Genomic DNA, 15911 nt, shown 5'->3' with positions numbered 1-15911 from the left:
CTCAGAAATCCGCCGGCGGGTTTGCGGTGCGGCGGTCGAGCTTGATGAAGGGGCGCGCCACCACCTTGGCCCGTTTCATCAGCTTCTGGTACTGCAGCTCGCGCATGGCGTAGATCTCGACCCAGAGGTCTTCCACGACAGTATCACCATAGGGCCGCGCCAGCGAGGCGATGGCGATGTTGCGCTTCGCCATCGGCGACCACATGGCGGCGCTAACCAAGCCGACTTCCTGGCTCTTCTTGTAGTAGACGATGGCGTGTTCGGCCGGGATGTTGCCCTCGATCTCCAGCCCGACCAGGACATGGCGCAGTCTGCGTCTTGTCCTCGCTTCGAGGATGGCGCGGCGGCCGTTGAAATGGGCCTTTTCCAGATCGATCATGAAGCCGAGCCCGATCTCGTCGGGCATGCGCAGGCGGTCGGCGCGGATGGCGTGTTCGGCGGTGGTGAAATCGGCATTGGCGACAATCAGCCCTGCTTCGAGCCGCGCGCGGTTGAGCGCGGTATAGCCGATGGCCCTGATGCCGCGCAGTTCGCCTGCCGTCATCAGCCGGTCCCAGAGACTCAGCGCCTTGTCGGCCGGCACGAACACTTCGTAGCCGAGATCGCCGGTGAAGCCGGTGCGTGAAATGATGACCGTGCCGCCGTCGTGCGGGAACTCGGCGAGGTCGAATATTTTCAGCTTCTCGACACCGGTGAAGCCCGCATCGCGCAACACGGCGAAAGATGTGGGGCCTTGCAAGGCGAGCCCGGCGACGGCCTCGGTTTCTTCCTCGACGGTGACGTCGAAACCAAGGGCGCTGTCCAGCAGCCAGGGCAGATGCCGCTCCTGCGAACACAGCCGGAAGCGGGTTGGCGAAAGTCGGAACAGCGTGCCGTCATCGAGGACAAAACCTTCATCGTCACACCACGCGGTGTAATGAACGCGGCCGGGCCTGAGTTTGGTGACATCGCGCAAGGTGACGCGGTCGAGGAAGGCTTCGGCATCCGGGCCTTCGATGCGGTATTTGGTCATCGGCGAGATGTCGAAGACTGCCGCCTGGCTGCGGATGGCGAAATATTCGAGCTCCTCGTCCCAGAGCGAATGCGGCGCGCGGTAGCCGGCCCAATTGTACCAGTCCTGGGTCTTGGCCAGCGCATCGAGGCGCGGCTGGAACGGCGTGCCGAGACGCAGCGTGCGGAAGTGGGTTTGCGCGAGGGTGCGGGCAGAAACAGCCGCATTGGCTGTCGTTGCAACGGGCTTCTTCCTGGTTGCCTGAGCCATAACCTACCCTTTCATCGCGATGATGCGCCGCGCGGCATTCAACCCGGGCGCACCGGAAACACCACCACCGGGATGCGAACCAGCACCGGCCAGGAACAGCTCGTCGAGCGGCGTGTCATAGCCCGACCAGCCAGAGACAGGACGCGAGATCAGCATCTGATCTGCCTGCAGTTCACCATGATGCCAGTGACCACCGGGCATACGGTAGCGCTTCTCGATGTCGGCAGGCGTCAGAAGCTCGGCATGGCGCACCGTCTTGCCGATGCCAGGCGCGTAGGCTTCCAACCGAGCCAGGATTGCCTCGAGGAATTTCGGCTTGCCGGCGTTCCAACCCTCTTTCAACTGATAGGGCGCGTATTGCACCACGGCTGACAGCACGCAGGCGCCGTCTGGCGCCAGCGACGGGTCCGCAAGGCTGGGCAAGGTTATCTCCATCGCCGGCTCGGGCGAGAACTCGCCGTACTTCGACGGATTGAAGGCACGCTCGACATGGTCGGGGGAGGGGGCGATGACGAGCCGCCCCTTGTGGTCGGCGGCATCGGCGCCAGTGAATTGGGGTGGCCGGTCGAGCGCCAGATGGAGCTTGGCGGCATCACCCTTCATGCGGATATTTTTCACCTTGCGCATGAAGCCGGTATCGATCCCGCGTGGTCCGACAAGATCGAGGAAGGTGGTCACCGGGTTGATGGCGGAGACGATCGTCCTGGCGCGAAGCTCCTCGCCATTGTCGAGGACGACGCCGACGGCGCGGTCTTTCTCGACAATGATCCTTGCGACGGGCACCGATGTGCGGATCGTGACGCCGGCCTTTTCGGCGGCAGTGCGGATGGCCACGACCACCGCGCCCACGCCACCCCGTGGCAGCAGTTGCGCTCCGGCCGCACCGCCGATCTCTCCGGCCAGACGATAATAGAGCCCGAGCAGCGAGGTCGGCGAGCGCGGGCCAAGATGACTGCCGAGGGTGGCATCGAAGGCGAGCAGCCCCTTCAGCCTGTCGTCGGCGAGCTGCTCGTCAAGCAGGTCGGCAACGTTCATCAGAAGCACGCGCAGGAAGTCGCGCATGTCTTCCTTGCCGAGTTTCTTCAACGCTAGCGCGGTCTGGCCGAGCGAAGCTGTCTCCAGCAGCGACATGCCACCGAGATCAGGCGGCCGGCGCGACAGGAACGGCTTCAATATGCCGGCATAGCGCAACAGCTGCGCGCGCAAATCCTTCCAGGCGGACTGTTCCGACGAACTGGCGCCGGTCAGCACCTCGCCATATGCGCCATGCAGGACAAGTGGCGGTGCATCTTTCGACAATGCGACTGACGGGATGAAGTCGGCGCGGGCGATTTGCAGCCCGTGCTTTTCCAGCTCCAGCGTCTTCATCACATCGGGGTGCAGCCGGTTCAGCACATGCGCGATCGACGAGACGCGAAAACCGGGCGCGAATTCCTCGGTGCGCGCCGCGCCGCCGGGTTCGGCTGCGGCTTCCAGCACCAGCACCTTGCGGCCGGCCTTCGCCAGCGTGGCGGCAGCGACAAGCCCGTTATGGCCGCCGCCGATAACGATGCCATCAAATAACGTCATGGGCCGGGCTCATATGCGAGGTGGATTTTGCGAGATCGCGCAGGATTTCGGCCGCAGCATTGCGGCCGGGCGCGCCCATGACGCCGCCACCGGGATGGGTCGAGGAGCCGCACATATAGAGCCCACCGAGCGGCGACCGATACTGCGCATAGCCCGGCACCGGGCGGTTGAACAGAAGCTGGTCGAAGGTGAGTTCGCCCTGAAAAATGTTGCCTTCGGTGAGACCGACCTCGGCCTCGATTTCGCGCGGCGTGCGCACTTCCATGTGGACGATGCGGTCGCGAAACCCCGGCGAGTATTCAGCGATCTGCGCGATCACGCTTTCAGCAAAACCGTCGCGGTCGGCATCGGTCCACTCGCGGCCGTTCACCTTGGGCGGCGCGTACTGCACGAAGCAGCTCATGAAGTGTTTTCCCGGCGGGGCCATGGTCGGGTCGAGCGTCGTCGGGATCACCATGTCGAGGAAGGGATCGGCGGACCAACGGCCGGCCTTCCAGTCGTCATAGGCGCGCTCCATGCGCTCAATCGAATCGGTGAAATGCATGTCGCCGCGATAGACTGGCGAGTCCTTCGGCAGCGCCGGGAATTCCGGCAGCGAATCGAGCGCGATGTTGACCTTGCCTGAGGAGCCGCGGATCTTGAAGTTCTTGACCCGGCGCAGGAAGATGTCGGGCAGTTCCTTCTCCTCGACCAGCTTCAGGAAGGTGCGCTTCACGTCGGCATTGGAGACGACCAGCTTGCCGTAAATCTCCTCGCCGCCGGCAAGAACGACGCCCTTGGCCTTACCTCTGTTCACCAGCACATGGTCGACCTCGGCGCTGGTGCGGATCGTGCCGCCGGAGGCCTTGAAGGAGGCTGCCAGCGCCTTGGTGACTGCGCCCATGCCGCCGCGCGCATAGCCCCAGGCGCCGACCGATCCGTCGACCTCGCCCATATAGTGGTGCAGCAGCACGTAAGCGGTGCCGGGCGACATCGGTCCGAGAGCCGTGCCGATGATGCCGGACAAAGCGAAGTTCGCCTTGATGACGTCGGTCTCGAAATATTCGTCGAGGAATTCCGAGATCGACATGGTCCAGAAGCGCAGCGTCAGCGCCATTTCCTCGGCGGAGAGACCGGCGAATTTCTTGCCGAGATAGAGCAGTTCGCCGAGGTCACGCGGTCGCAAACTGGTCGGGTCCGGCGCGGTGCGCATCAGCAACGGCTGGATGAAGCGGCACTGGCGCGTCACGTCGCGAGAGTAGCGGTCATAGGCCTCGGCATCCCTTTTGGAGAAGCGGGCGAATTCGCGCCGGTGCGCGTCGTGGTCGCGGTAATTGGCGAGGTAGTCGCCGTTGCGCGTGAACACCGCACCGCCCTCATAGGAAATGACCTGCAGGCCAAAGCGCGGCAGGTCGAGGTCACGCATGATTTCGGGGCGGAATAGCGAGCAGACATAGGAGCAGTTGGAGTAGAGGAAGCCTGGCGTCAGCTCCCGGCTGGTGGCAGCACCGCCGACCCAGTCGGTCTTCTCCACCACCAACACGTCGAGACCGGCGCGCTGGAGGTAGCAGGCATTGACCAGACCGTTATGTCCGCCGCCGATGACGATCGCATCCCAAGCTTTCATTGTGGCCCAGTCCTCCCTGTTTTGCGTCATTCCCAAGGGGAAGCGCTATGCGCTTCTCCCGCGGAAAACCGCTCACATTTTTCCTGGAATTGCTAAGGCGACCCGCTCTTCATTTTTGCGTGATCTGTTCCCGAATGCGCGGAATTTGGCATGACATCAGCCATTCTGTCCAGCCATTCTGAATGAATGTTCAACAAATGATATTGCGTTTTCCCGCATCTGCGCTACGCTTCGCCGGCGTTCGAACCGAGCATTCCGTCGATTGGGGGACCGAGGGCTGATGATCGAAACGGCAGACGCCGAACCGGAATATGACGACACCGCCATCCGCTTCCTCGAGGCGCTGTGGGGCGATGGCTACCTGTCGCCAGGCGGGCCGGACGAGGTCGACCGGGTGGTCGAGGGGCTTTCGCTCAAGGGCAGGACGATCCTCGATATCGGCTGTGGCTGCGGTGGCATCACGTTGCATCTGGTCGAGCGTCACGGCGCGGCCCACGCCACCGGCTTCGATGTCGAACGGCCGGTGATCGCGGCGGCCAGACAGCGCGCCGCCGCGCGTGGCCTTGGCGAGCGCGCCGGCTTCGTTCAGGCGCCTCCGGGATTGCTGCCTTTCGCCGACAGCTCCTTCGATGTCGTCTTTTCCAAGGATGCGCTGTTGCATGTGCCCGACAAGGACGGGCTCTTCGCCGAGATTTTCCGCGTGCTCAAGCCGGGCGGGGTCTTTGCCGCCTCCAACTGGATGATCTCGCATGACGGCGAACCATCGCCCGACATGAAGGCGTATGTCGCAGCCGAGGGGCTGTCCTTCGCGATGGCTTCGCCAGCGCGCTATGCGAAGGCGATGCGTGGCGCCGGTTTTGCGGATGTCACCGTCAGAGACCGTAATCCCTGGTACCGCGAGGTGGCGCGAGGGGAGCTCGAAAGGCTGAAGGGACCACTCTATCCGGCCGTTGCCGCAGTGGTGGGCGCGGCCTATGTCGACAAGAACATACGAACCTGGGAAGCCATGCAGAAGGTGCTTGACAGTGGAGAGCACCGTCCCACTCATCTTCGCGGGTCGAAGCCGGATGCAAAGTGATAGCCGGCGATGCTGGAGACCATCAGACGCATGAAAACGGCAGACGCCAGGGACGCGCTCCTTGAACCGGCGCGGAAAGCCGAATCCGAGAAACGCGGGCGCAAGGCCTCGAAGGAGGTCAGGCAGCTTCAGCTCATCGAGGCGACGATCGATTCGCTGGCCAAGCGCGGCTATTCGGAGACGACAATGGCCGACGTCGCCGATGGCGCCGGCTTGTCGCGCGGCATCGTCAATTTCCATTTCGAGAGCAAGGAAAAGCTGCTCGTCGCGACGCTGCAGTATATGTATGACGAGTATTCGGCGCATTGGCGCAATGCGCTGCAGAAAGCAGGCGACGATCCTGCCGACCAACTGCAGGCCCTGGTCGCTGCCGACTTCGACCGCTCGATCTGCAACAAGCGCAAGCTCGCCGCATGGTGCGCCTTTTGGGGCGAGGCCAAGTCACGGCCGACCTACCAGGCGCTGAGCAGCGCCCGCGACGTCGTCTATCAGGACATCTTCATCGAGCTCTGTGCGACGCTCAAGCAGAGCGGCGGCTACGCCTATGAGCCGCAGGTCATGGCATTGGCGCTTAGCGCCATGCTGGAAGGGCTTTGGCTGCGGCTGATGATGGGGACCGAGAACACGACCCGCGAGACCTCCTTGCAGGCGGCGAACGAATTCCTGTCGGCGGCTTTCCCGAAACACTACCCGCGGAACGCCGCCGCCCCGACCAAATCATCAGAAAAGACGAAATCATAAGAAAACCACAGAGGATGGAACAGCAATGAAGACACTGACAAGACGCCTGACACTGACGCTCGCACTGGCCGGAACCCTGGCGGCCTCCGCCGCCGCCTTGGCGATCGCCGCCGACAAGGATCTGATCGTGTTCGACTGGTCCGGCTACGAGGATCCGGGCTTCCACCCGAAATATGTCGAGAAGAACGGCGATTCGCCGACCTTCGCCTTCTTCGGCGATGAGGACGAGGCGTTCGAGAAGGTCCGTTCCGGCTTCAAGGCCGACCTTGGCCATCCCTGCTCGCAGAGCGTGGTGAAATGGCGCGAGGCTGGCCTGCTGCAGCCGCTCGACACCTCGAAGATCACGGGCTGGAAGGACCTCAATCCCGGTATCATGGCGATGAAGAATCTCGCCACCACCGATGACGGAAAAGCCTGGTTCATGCCCTGGGACTGGGGCAACACGCAGCTCACCTACAATTCCTCCAAGATCGACGACAAGGACGTGCAGTCGCTGAAGGCGTTCGCCGATCCGAAGTTCAAGGGCCGGGTGTCGATCGGCGACAATGTCGACGACGCCTATGCGCTGGCGAGCCTCGCCATCGGCCTGAAGGACTGGACCAAGATGACGGACGCCCAGTTCAAGCAGGCATCCGATTTCCTGCGCCAGGTGCACAAGAATGTCCGCTCCTACTGGACCGACACCACCGACATCGTGCAGTTGTTGAGCGGGGGCGAGGTCGACCTCGCCTGGGCCTGGAACGATGCGACCGTGCAGTCGGTCGCAGCCGGCATGCCGATCAAGTCGAAGAAGGACACGGCGGAGGGCATCTCGACCTGGGTCTGCGGCTATGTGTTGTTCAAGGATGCGCCCGGCAACATCGACAAGGCCTACGATTATCTCAACGCAGTCAACGATCCGGAGATCGCCAAGGTGCTGGTCAAGGACTGGGGCTACGGCCAGGCCAACGCCAAGGGCATGGCTGGTGTCGACCAGGCCGTCCTGAAGGAAAAAGGCTATGACGACGTGCAGAAATTCGTCGACAAGACGCTGTTCCAGCAGCCGCTGCCGTCCGATCTCAAGCTCAAGATGATCGCCGAGTTCGAGAAGATCAAAGCGGGCTATTGAGGCCTGCTTTCGAGTGGCCGTTCCTACCCGCTCGGATATGGAACTAGGGTGATTGCTCGGGTTGCCATCATCCATTCGAGCGCTGGCGCCGCCCCTCACCTGCCTGCCGGCATCCTCTCCCCGTATAGTGACGGGGAGAGGGGCGCTGTCGTCGCCGGTTTCGCCAATCGCCGACGTTGCAGGAAGAGTGCCGGCACTGCGGGCAGCCTTCTTCTCCCCGTCGCTATACGGGGAGAAGTGCCCGGCAGGGCGATGAGGGGCAGCGCTGACTTCAATGATTGCCGGTCCCGGCCGCAAGTTGGTCCGAAGTGGTTGCTCCATCGAATTCGCGGCCTCGCCAAAGCTTGGGAATTCTCCTAACCTCGCTCTCGGCATCTTTCGCGATGGGGGAGTTTTCGCACCATGAATTCCGCGCTTCGCCGTCTTGTTGTCGCCGCCGCCTGCATGGTTGGCGCCGGCGCGGTTTACGCGCTCGCCGAAGGCGGCGGTAACCTCGTCGTATTCGACTGGTCGGGCTATGAGGATCCGCTGCTGCATCCGGCGTACACGACCAAATACGGCGCCGAGCCGACCTTTGCTTTCTTCGGCGACGAGGACGAGGCCTTCGAGAAGATGCGGGCAGGCTTCAAGGCCGATGTCGCGCATCCCTGCTCGCAAAGCGTGGTGAAGTGGCGCGAGGCCGGCCTGCTGCAGCCGCTCGACACGTCCCGGATCGCTGGCTGGAAGGATCTCAATCCAGGTATCATGGCGATGAAGGATCTCGCCGTCACCGCCGACGGCAAGGCTTGGTTCATGCCATTCGACTGGGGCAACACCTCGCTGCTCTACCGCACCGACAAGGTGACGGCCCAACAGGCACAGTCGCTCAAGATTTTCGCCGATCCGCGGTTCAAGGGCCGCGTCACCATCGGCGACAATGTCGATGACGCCTATGCGCTGGCGAGCCTAGTCATCGGTCTCAAGGACTGGACCAAGATGACCGACGACCAGTTCAAGCAGGCGTCCGCTTTCCTGCGTGACGTGCACAAGAACATCCGTTTCTACTGGACCGACGACACCGACCTCAACCAGGCCTTTATCGGCAACGAGGTCGACCTCGTCTGGGGCTGGAACGAGACCTTCGTGACGCTGAAGGGACAGGGGCTGCCGATCGCCATGAACCGCGAGACCAACGAAGGGATTTCGACCTGGGTGTGCGGCTACGTGCTGATGAAGGATGCGCCAGGCAAGCTCGACGAGGCCTATGATTTCCTCAGCGCCGTCAATGCGCCCGGCGTGTCGGACTATATGGTCAAGACCTTCGGCTACGGCCACGGCAATGGCGCCGGGATGGCTGCGATCGACCACAAGGTGCTGGCCGACCGCGGCTTCGACAATCTCGACAAGTTCCTCGACAAGACCTTGTTCCAGCAACCCGTCGCGCCGGAACTGAAGCAGCGCATGGTCGCCGAGTTCGAGAAGATCAAGGCCGGCTATTGAGCGACAAGACCGAAAGGACCGGCGTCGTCATCGTGGGGGCCGGCTTCACCGGTCTCTCGGCCGCGATCGAATTGAAGCGCGCCGGCGTCGATTTCGTGCTGGTGGAAGCCCGCGATCGTGTCGGCGGCCGCGTCGAGGCGGTGCGAAACGGACTTGGCGAGCGCATCGACAGCGGCGGCCAGTTCCTGTGCGAGGACATGCCTCAGCTGATGGAACTGGCCCGGGCTCAGGACAAGACCTTCGTCGAGACCTACGTCGAGGGCGATTTCATCACCCATCCGGCGATGTCGGCCCCGAGAGCCGAGCGCACCTATCATGCCTCGATGGCGATCCGCGAACGCATGAACAGGATCGAGCCCAACGATCCCGCGATCGAGGGCCTGACCGTTGCCGACTGGCTCGAAGGCCAGAACGACACGGCTGACGCCAAGGCGGCCTTCCGGTCGATGATCGAAGGCCTGTGGTGCCTGGCCCTGGAGAAGGTGCCGCTCTGGTACCTGATCGACAATGACCGGCGCATCACCAATGAGGTGCCGGAGCTGCAATATTCCCTGCGCGAGACCATGCAGTCGGTGGCCGACGATCTGGCTAGGGATTTCGACGGCCGGGTGAGGCTCGGTGAACCGGTCACCCGCATCGAATATGGTCCGCCAGGGGTTCGTGTTGTCTCGAGCAATGGCGTGATCGAAGCGCGCGCCGTTCTGGTGGCCGTGCCGCCGGCGACAGCCGCGAAGCTCGATTTCACGCCCGTCCTGCCAGCAGCCTTGGACAGGGCGCTCGGCGCCTGGGAAAGCGGCGCCGTGATCAAGATCCTGGTGCGCTATCCCAGGCCATTCTGGCGCGAGCGGGATTTGAGCGGGATGGTGATGTGGCGGGATCTGCCGGGGCTGTTTGCCTGCGACGCCAGCAAGGATCCCGATCATGCGGCGCTTGTCGTCTTCGCCGGCGGGCCTCTGGCGCTGCGCTGGCACGAACTCGGCGAGGCGGACCTGCGGGCGCAGGTGACGATGAGGCTTGTGGAGGCGCTCGGTCCGGAGGCTGCGGATAGTCTCGATTTCAGCCGCCGCGACTGGACGCACGATGGCTGGAGCGGCGGTGCCTATAGCGACCTGATCATCGACGTGACGGCGAGGGATGCCGAACGCACCATTCTTGCCGGTGCGCCGCCGCTGCATTTCGCTTCGTCGGAATTGTCGCCGTCATTCCCGGGCTATGTCGAAGGCGCGATCGTGGCCGGGCGCATTGCGGCGCGCAGGATCATCGCAGATGTTCAGTCGGCCATCGCGACCAGGGCTTCGGGATCATAGGCGAGGCGGATCGGGGTGCCGACCGGGATATCGTCGGCGCCGAAATCGTTGGTCTCGGTCACCGACAACGGCTTTTCCAGGCCCGGGATTTCGACGATCAGATGGGTGATCTCGCCGAAATAGTGGCGCTCGACCACCTTGCCGGCGACCTCGAATTTGGCTGTCGCGTTGTCCCATAGCACGCGCAGCCGCTCCGGTCGGATGCCGAGCGTCGCGGCGCCGCCATTGCGCACGAAAGCCTTGGGCTTGTCGGTCTTGATGCGGCCGAATCCGAGCGTGTCGACGATCAGCGAGGCGCCATTCTCCTCGACGATCTCGGCCTTGACGAAATTCATGCCGCCAAGAAAGTCGGCGACCTGGCGGTTGACCGGACGCTGGTAGATTTCCTTTGGCGACGCGACCTGCGCGATCTTGCCGCCGAACATCACGGCGATGCGGTCGGACATGGCGAGCGCCTCGTACTGGTCGTGGGTGACCAGCACGAAAGTGATGCCGACCGCCTGCTGCAGCCGGCGCAACTCGACTTGCATCTGCTCGCGTAGCTTCTTGTCAAGCGCCGACAGCGGCTCGTCGAGCAGCAGAACTTTTGGCCGCATTACCAGGGCGCGGGCAAGCGCGACGCGCTGGCGCTGGCCGCCGGAAAGCTCGGTGGCAAGCCGCTTGCCGAGGCCGGTGAGCGAGACCTGCCCCAGTGCTTCCTCAACTCGGCGCTTCTCTTCGCCGCCCTGCAGCTTCAACCGCTTCAGCCCGTAGGCGACGTTCTGCTCGACATTGAGGTGCGGGAAGATCGCGTAGCTCTGGAACACCATGTTGGTCGGCCGGCGGTTGGCCGGGATGCCTTCCATGGGCTGGCCGCCGACCGCGATCGATCCGCTGGTCGGATTGTCGAAGCCGGCGATCATGCGCAAAAGCGTGGTCTTGCCGCAACCGGAGGGTCCAAGCAACGAGAAGAACTCGCCTTCCCTAATGGTCAGGGAGGCGTCGTCCAGCGCCTTGAACGCTCCGTAGCTGCGGGTGACGTTGCGGATCTCGATCATCGGCCTTTCGGATTGGATCCTGTCCCCGTGAGGGAGCTCGATCCGCGGCTGCTCAGGCATAGAGGCCTCCCTCGTTCTGGGTGCGTCTGGCCGCGCGGCGACGCAGGATTTCGGCGATCGTCATCAACAGGAAGGAGGCGACCAAAAGCAGCGTGCCCAGCGCCAGCACGCCGGGCAGTTTCGACGCGAAGCGCAACTGGCCCCAGATGTAGATCGGCAGCGTCGCCTCGGTGCCTGTCAGGAAGAAGGCGATGATGAACTCGTCCAGCGAGATGGTGAAGCAGACCAGCAGGCTGGAAATGATCGCCGGCGCCACCATGGGCAACGTCACGCGCCGGAAGGTGCCGAAGGCGCTTTCGCCGAGATCGGCGGAGGCTTCCTCGAGGCTGCGGTCGAAACCTTCGAAGCCGGAGGTCAGCACCGTCATCGAATAGGGAATGCAGACCAGGACGTGGCCAAGCACGACGGTGAACAGTGACAAGCTCAAACCAAGCTGCAGCATCACCAGCAGCATGGAGATGGCAACGATGACTTCGGGCAGCACAAGCGGCGCCATGATCAGCCCGTTGATGGCGCGGCGGCCGGGATAGCGGTAGCGGGTGATCGAGCGGGCGGCGAGGATGCCGAGTACGGTGGAGAGGATGGCCGCCGAGACGCCGACGATCAGGCTGTTCCAGGCGGCGTCGAGCAGCGCCGGCGTGCGCGGCAGGTCTTCGTACCATTGCAGGGTGAAGCCGGTCAGCGGGAATTTCGGCGTCGCCGCCGTGTTGATCGAGAAGATCGGCAGGAAGATGACGGGCAGATAGAGGAAGACGATGTAGAGGAACGCATAGGCCGACAGCCAGCCGCCCGGCAGGAAGCGCCGCGCTCTCATCGCGCCATCCTCTGCAAGGTGCGGATGATCAGCACCGTGGCGCCCGCCATCAGGGAGACGATCAGCATGGTGGTGACGGAAAGTGCGGCGCCGAGCGGCCAGTTGGCGGCCTTGCCGAACTGCGCCTGGATAGCGTTGGCGATCATGACGCCGTCCTTGCCGCCGACGAGCTTTGGCGTGACATAGTCGCCGACCGTCGGGATCATGACGATCAGCGCCGCGGAAATGATGCCTGGCGCCGACAGCGGCAAGGTCACGCGCAGGAACGAGCGCAAGGGGCCATCGCCAAGATCGGTAGCCGCTTCGACCAGCGTGCGGTCGACCTTCTCCAGGGACACGAAGATCGGCAGAATGGCGAAGGCCGCCCAGGCATGGGTGAGGGTGATGATGACGGCGCTCGAATTGTAGAGCAGGGCTGTCGATGGTTCGTCGATGATGCCGAGGCCCATCAGGCCGGAATTCAAGACCCCGTTATAGCCCAGGATGACCTTCCACGACATCACGCGCAAGAGATAGCTGGTCCAGAACGGTATGGTGATGAGGAACAGCCAGAGGCTCTTGTGACGGCCGCCATGGAAGGAAATGAAGTAGGCGATCGGGTAGGCGAGGACGACGGTGAACAGGCTGACCGTCAGTGAGATGTAGAGCGAGCGCCACAACAGATCGCGGTAGATCGGCTCGGTCAGAGCGACGCGGTAGTTCTCCAGCGTGAAGGTGCGGTCGATGGTCAGGTAGTGCTGCGTCCAGAAGGAATGGGCGATGACCACCATGATCGGCAGGACCAACAGGATCAGCGCGTAGAGGAAGGTCGGGCTGATCAGGGCAAAGCCCTGTACGGGCTCGGATCGCAGAAGGGCATTTCGTCTGGCCCGCGTCATGCGCAACGGGGGCGACCCTTCCGCAGCCACAGTCATTACAGGGCACCGGGGGGCAGGGCTCCGGGTGCGATCTCGGTTGCTGGCCTGGACTGTCCCGCCATACGGCATCCCATTGGGCTGGCGCCGGCTATTGTTCCCCTTGCCGGCTTTCTTTCATCATGCGCGCATCCGCGGATTGAAATCAAGCGCTAATTCTGCAATGTTGATTGAACGGACATTCAAAATCGGGTGAGCAGGGCGAAGATTTCGGCCATGGCGGACCGGATTGATGCCCGGGAAATTCGAGGGATGATGTGGAGGCGATGATGGCGGCTCTGAGAGATCTGAAGGCACGCGAAACGGCTGGCCCTGGCAACGACGATGCGGCCGAACTGGCCAGGCGTCATCTCATCCAGCCCTGGCCTTATGCCGGTTCCGTCGGTTCGGAGGCGCGCGCGCTGATCGGTGAGGGCGATGGCATCTACATCACCGACAGCACCGGCAAGCGGCTGATCGATGGGCCTGCCGGCATGTGGTGCGTCAATGTCGGCCATCGTCGAGAGGAACTCGCCAGGGTGATGTACGATCAGGCGATGGCGCTGTCCTACAACACGCCTTGGTACACGATGAACGCGCCATCGGCGGAGCTTGCCAAACGCATCGCCGGCCATGCCCCAGGCGAACTCAGCCATGTCTTCTACACCACGGGCGGTTCGTCCGCGGTCGAGACGGCGCTGCGCTTCATGCAGTTCTACAACAATGTGCGTGGCCGGCCGGAAAAGAAGCTCATCCTGAGCCGAGGCGGCGCCTATCATGGCTCGACCTATCTGTCGGCCTCGCTCAATGGCCGTCCGCGCGATCGCGACTGGATGGACGGCGCCGACGAATTGGTGGTCAAGCTGTCCTCGCCCGATCCGTTCAGGCGCCCGCAAGGGATGAGCCTTGCCGCCTTCACCGATTTCCTCGTCGACCAGTTCCGCGACACGGTGGCGCGCGTCGGCGCCGACAGAATAGGCGCCTTCATCGGCGAACCGGTGCAGGCTTCCGGCGGCGTCGTCGTGCCGCCCGATGGCTATCTCAAGCGTATCCGCGAGATCTGCCGTGGCAACGACATCCTCTACGTCTCCGACGAGGTGGTGACGGGCTTCGGCCGGCTTGGCCATGTCTTTGCCTCGGGCGATGTGTTCGGCATCGATCCGGACATGATCACCTTCGCCAAGGGCGTCACCTCAGGCTATTTCCCGCTCGGCGGCGTCATCATCTCGGAGCGGCTGCTGGAAAACCTGCGCCGGTCCAACCATCCCGATGCGCTGTTCGGCCATGGCCTGACCTACACCAGCCATCCCGTCGGCTGCGCGGTGGCCTTGAAGAATCTCGACCTGCTGGAGGAAAGCGTGCTTGCCCACACGCAGGCGGTCGCGCCCTATTTCCAGGCGCGGTTGAAGACGTTGGAAGAGCTGCCGCTGGTCGGCGAGGTGCGCGGCGTGGGGCTGATGGGCTGCGTGGAATGCGTCGCCGACCGCGAAAGCAAGGATCCACTGCAACTCGACAAGGATGTCGGCAAGCGCATCGACGCCCACTGCCACGAACTTGGCCTGCTGGTGCGGCCACTGATCAACATGTGCGTGATGTCGCCGCCACTGATCATCACGCGCGAGCAGATCGACGACATGGTTGGCATCTTGCGCGAAGGCATTTCACGCACGATGGATGATCTCAGGAAAGAAGGCGTGTGGCGGGGATGATTGGCAGCTTCTACACTCGCGACCGCAGCGCGTCGTTCAGATTCCACATGTCCTTTTCCTCTGGCGCGGTCTCCAGGCCCAGCACCGGAATCTGCTTGCGCAGGTGGTCGTGGTGCGTGCGTACGCCATATTCGAGGTCGGAGAGGTAAAACCCCTCGAAGGCCTCGGACAGCATGGATTCGTTCGACCAGACCGAGAGCTGCACATCTTCCGACATGGTGTCACGATCGATACGGAAGGAGAGGTAGCGGGCAGCGGCCTGCTCGCGACTTTCATCGCGGTAGCGATAGATGGCGCCACGCAGCAGGGTCTCACCCGTCGACAGCGGGAACTCCTGGTAGAACTGCACCGATTCCGGCATCACCGACAGGACGGCGTTGGGGAAGATGCCGTAATAGACCCAGGCCTTCCTGAGATGGTCCGGCAGATGCGTCGGCTCCGGCGCGATCTTGACGTAGTTCCTGACGCTCCAGCGGCGGCCGGCATGCGGGTTGTAGGTGGCGAAGGAGCGCGAGACGCCGTTGATGAAGGGCTCGTCGAAATAGGTGGCGCCATAGAGATCCTGCAGGGCCGGATGCGCCATGGCGACGTGATAGCCTTCATTGTCGACGTCGCGCACCGACTTCCAGTTGACCGGTGTCTTCTGGGTCCAGATGCCCCAGGAGGGCACCATGTCGGCGGCCTTGTAGTGTGCGAATTCGGGTTCGATCGGCTTCAACAGCTCGGCGACCGAGGGCTGTGGCCCGCCATTGCGGAAGCGGATGAAGATGAAGCCCATCCAGACTTCGAGATCGAGCGGCATCAGGCCGAACTCGGTCTTGTCGAGATCGGGGAAGGAGCGCGGCCGGGCGGCGCCGCGCAACGTACCGTCGAGGTTGTAGACCCAGCCATGGAACGGGCAGACCAGCGCGTTCTTGCAATTGCCCTGGCTGTCGGCCACGACGCGGCTGCCGCGGTGGCGGCACATGTTGTTGAAGCCGCGCACGACGCCGTCCTTGCCGCGTACGATCAGAGCGCGCTCGCCAATGACATCCATGGTGAGATAATCACCGGCATTCGGTATGTCGCAGACATGTCCGGCGATCTGCCAATGATTGCGGAAAACATACTCCTTCTCCAGTTCTAGAAGGGCGGCGGAATGGTAACTCCAGCCCGGTAATCCCCGCCGGTCCCAATCGTTCGGGATTGCCACGTCACGGAGGTGCGGGTTCATGAACCGTCTCTTCTTTTTATTGAATATGCATTCAAT

Annotated in this window: 13 protein-coding genes; 6 read left to right on the top strand and 7 right to left on the bottom strand. The window is 63.1% G+C overall.

Annotation, left to right across the window (positions count from 1 at the left end):
* Position 1: 1 nt before the first annotated feature.
* The 3 genes from EN850_RS24645 to EN850_RS24635 are packed head-to-tail and all read right to left on the bottom strand — an operon-like array spanning position 2 to position 4436.
* Positions 2–1261, bottom strand: a complete 1260-nt coding sequence (locus EN850_RS24645; protein WP_127872048.1) for an aminomethyltransferase family protein — start codon at positions 1259–1261, stop codon at positions 2–4.
* Positions 1262–1264: 3 nt separating this feature from the next.
* On the bottom strand, positions 1265–2830 hold the full coding sequence (locus EN850_RS24640; RefSeq protein WP_136092470.1) for an NAD(P)/FAD-dependent oxidoreductase: 1566 nt from the start codon (positions 2828–2830) through the stop codon (positions 1265–1267).
* On the bottom strand, positions 2817–4436 hold the full coding sequence (locus EN850_RS24635; protein WP_136092469.1) for an NAD(P)/FAD-dependent oxidoreductase: 1620 nt from the start codon (positions 4434–4436) through the stop codon (positions 2817–2819). The genes EN850_RS24640 and EN850_RS24635 overlap by 14 nt, the downstream gene beginning before the upstream one ends.
* A 280-nt stretch (positions 4437–4716) precedes the next feature.
* On the opposite strand from EN850_RS24635, the gene EN850_RS24630 reads away from it, so the two are divergent.
* From EN850_RS24630 to EN850_RS24605, 5 genes are all read left to right on the top strand, one after another.
* Complete coding sequence (locus EN850_RS24630; protein WP_136092468.1) at positions 4717–5514, top strand: methyltransferase domain-containing protein; 798 nt, start codon at positions 4717–4719, stop codon at positions 5512–5514.
* A gap of 30 nt (positions 5515–5544) precedes the next feature.
* Positions 5545–6255, top strand: a complete 711-nt coding sequence (gene betI, locus EN850_RS24625; RefSeq protein WP_245520745.1) for a transcriptional regulator BetI — start codon at positions 5545–5547, stop codon at positions 6253–6255.
* Between the two features lie 25 nt (positions 6256–6280).
* Entirely contained in the window at positions 6281–7363 is a 1083-nt protein-coding gene (locus tag EN850_RS24620) for an ABC transporter substrate-binding protein (RefSeq protein WP_136092466.1), read from the top strand.
* 402 nt (positions 7364–7765) lie between these two features.
* Positions 7766–8842, top strand: coding sequence for an extracellular solute-binding protein (locus EN850_RS24610; RefSeq protein WP_127275754.1), 1077 nt, complete (start codon positions 7766–7768; stop codon positions 8840–8842).
* On the top strand, positions 8839–10149 hold the full coding sequence (locus tag EN850_RS24605) for a flavin monoamine oxidase family protein (RefSeq protein WP_135863060.1): 1311 nt from the start codon (positions 8839–8841) through the stop codon (positions 10147–10149). Before EN850_RS24610 ends, EN850_RS24605 begins: the two co-directional genes overlap by 4 nt.
* Here the strand turns inward: EN850_RS24605 and EN850_RS24600 are convergent.
* From EN850_RS24600 to EN850_RS24590, 3 genes are read right to left on the bottom strand one after another with little or no spacing between them, the layout of a single operon-like run.
* Positions 10113–11186 carry an ABC transporter ATP-binding protein gene (locus EN850_RS24600; RefSeq protein WP_136092465.1) on the bottom strand — a complete coding sequence of 358 codons (1074 nt, stop codon included), beginning with the start codon at positions 11184–11186 and terminating at the stop codon, positions 10113–10115. The genes EN850_RS24605 and EN850_RS24600 overlap by 37 nt on opposite strands.
* A 52-nt stretch (positions 11187–11238) precedes the next feature.
* Positions 11239–12060: an ABC transporter permease gene (locus EN850_RS24595; protein ID WP_127275751.1), complete on the bottom strand. Its 822-nt coding sequence runs from the start codon at positions 12058–12060 to the stop codon at positions 11239–11241.
* Positions 12057–12974 carry an ABC transporter permease gene (locus EN850_RS24590; protein WP_127872038.1) on the bottom strand — a complete coding sequence of 306 codons (918 nt, stop codon included), beginning with the start codon at positions 12972–12974 and terminating at the stop codon, positions 12057–12059. Before EN850_RS24590 ends, EN850_RS24595 begins: the two co-directional genes overlap by 4 nt.
* A gap of 269 nt (positions 12975–13243) precedes the next feature.
* On the opposite strand from EN850_RS24590, the gene EN850_RS24585 reads away from it, so the two are divergent.
* Positions 13244–14662, top strand: coding sequence for an aminotransferase (locus tag EN850_RS24585; protein ID WP_136092464.1), 1419 nt, complete (start codon positions 13244–13246; stop codon positions 14660–14662).
* 10 nt (positions 14663–14672) lie between these two features.
* Here EN850_RS24585 and EN850_RS24580 read toward each other — a convergent pair whose 3' ends face one another.
* Positions 14673–15875: an aromatic ring-hydroxylating dioxygenase subunit alpha gene (locus tag EN850_RS24580; RefSeq protein ID WP_136092463.1), complete on the bottom strand. Its 1203-nt coding sequence runs from the start codon at positions 15873–15875 to the stop codon at positions 14673–14675.
* Positions 15876–15911 lie beyond the last annotated feature (36 nt).

The sequence above is a fragment of the Mesorhizobium sp. M8A.F.Ca.ET.207.01.1.1 genome (genome assembly GCF_004794715.1).
Taxonomy (GTDB): Bacteria; Pseudomonadota; Alphaproteobacteria; order Rhizobiales; family Rhizobiaceae; genus Mesorhizobium.
This window is presented reverse-complemented; position numbering and strand designations above follow the sequence as displayed.

Coding starts and splice junctions, on each gene's coding strand:
- EN850_RS24590 (WP_127872038.1), bottom strand. CDS start 12,974: ATGACTGTGGCTGCGGAAGGGTCGCCCCCGTTGCGCATGACGCGGGCC.
- EN850_RS24580 (WP_136092463.1), bottom strand. CDS start 15,875: ATGAACCCGCACCTCCGTGACGTGGCAATCCCGAACGATTGGGACCGG.
- EN850_RS24610 (WP_127275754.1), top strand. CDS start 7,766: ATGAATTCCGCGCTTCGCCGTCTTGTTGTCGCCGCCGCCTGCATGGTT.
- EN850_RS24595 (WP_127275751.1), bottom strand. CDS start 12,060: ATGAGAGCGCGGCGCTTCCTGCCGGGCGGCTGGCTGTCGGCCTATGCG.
- betI (WP_245520745.1), top strand. CDS start 5,545: ATGAAAACGGCAGACGCCAGGGACGCGCTCCTTGAACCGGCGCGGAAA.
- EN850_RS24630 (WP_136092468.1), top strand. CDS start 4,717: ATGATCGAAACGGCAGACGCCGAACCGGAATATGACGACACCGCCATC.
- EN850_RS24645 (WP_127872048.1), bottom strand. CDS start 1,261: ATGGCTCAGGCAACCAGGAAGAAGCCCGTTGCAACGACAGCCAATGCG.
- EN850_RS24635 (WP_136092469.1), bottom strand. CDS start 4,436: ATGAAAGCTTGGGATGCGATCGTCATCGGCGGCGGACATAACGGTCTG.
- EN850_RS24585 (WP_136092464.1), top strand. CDS start 13,244: ATGGCGGCTCTGAGAGATCTGAAGGCACGCGAAACGGCTGGCCCTGGC.
- EN850_RS24640 (WP_136092470.1), bottom strand. CDS start 2,830: ATGACGTTATTTGATGGCATCGTTATCGGCGGCGGCCATAACGGGCTT.
- EN850_RS24600 (WP_136092465.1), bottom strand. CDS start 11,186: ATGATCGAGATCCGCAACGTCACCCGCAGCTACGGAGCGTTCAAGGCG.
- EN850_RS24620 (WP_136092466.1), top strand. CDS start 6,281: ATGAAGACACTGACAAGACGCCTGACACTGACGCTCGCACTGGCCGGA.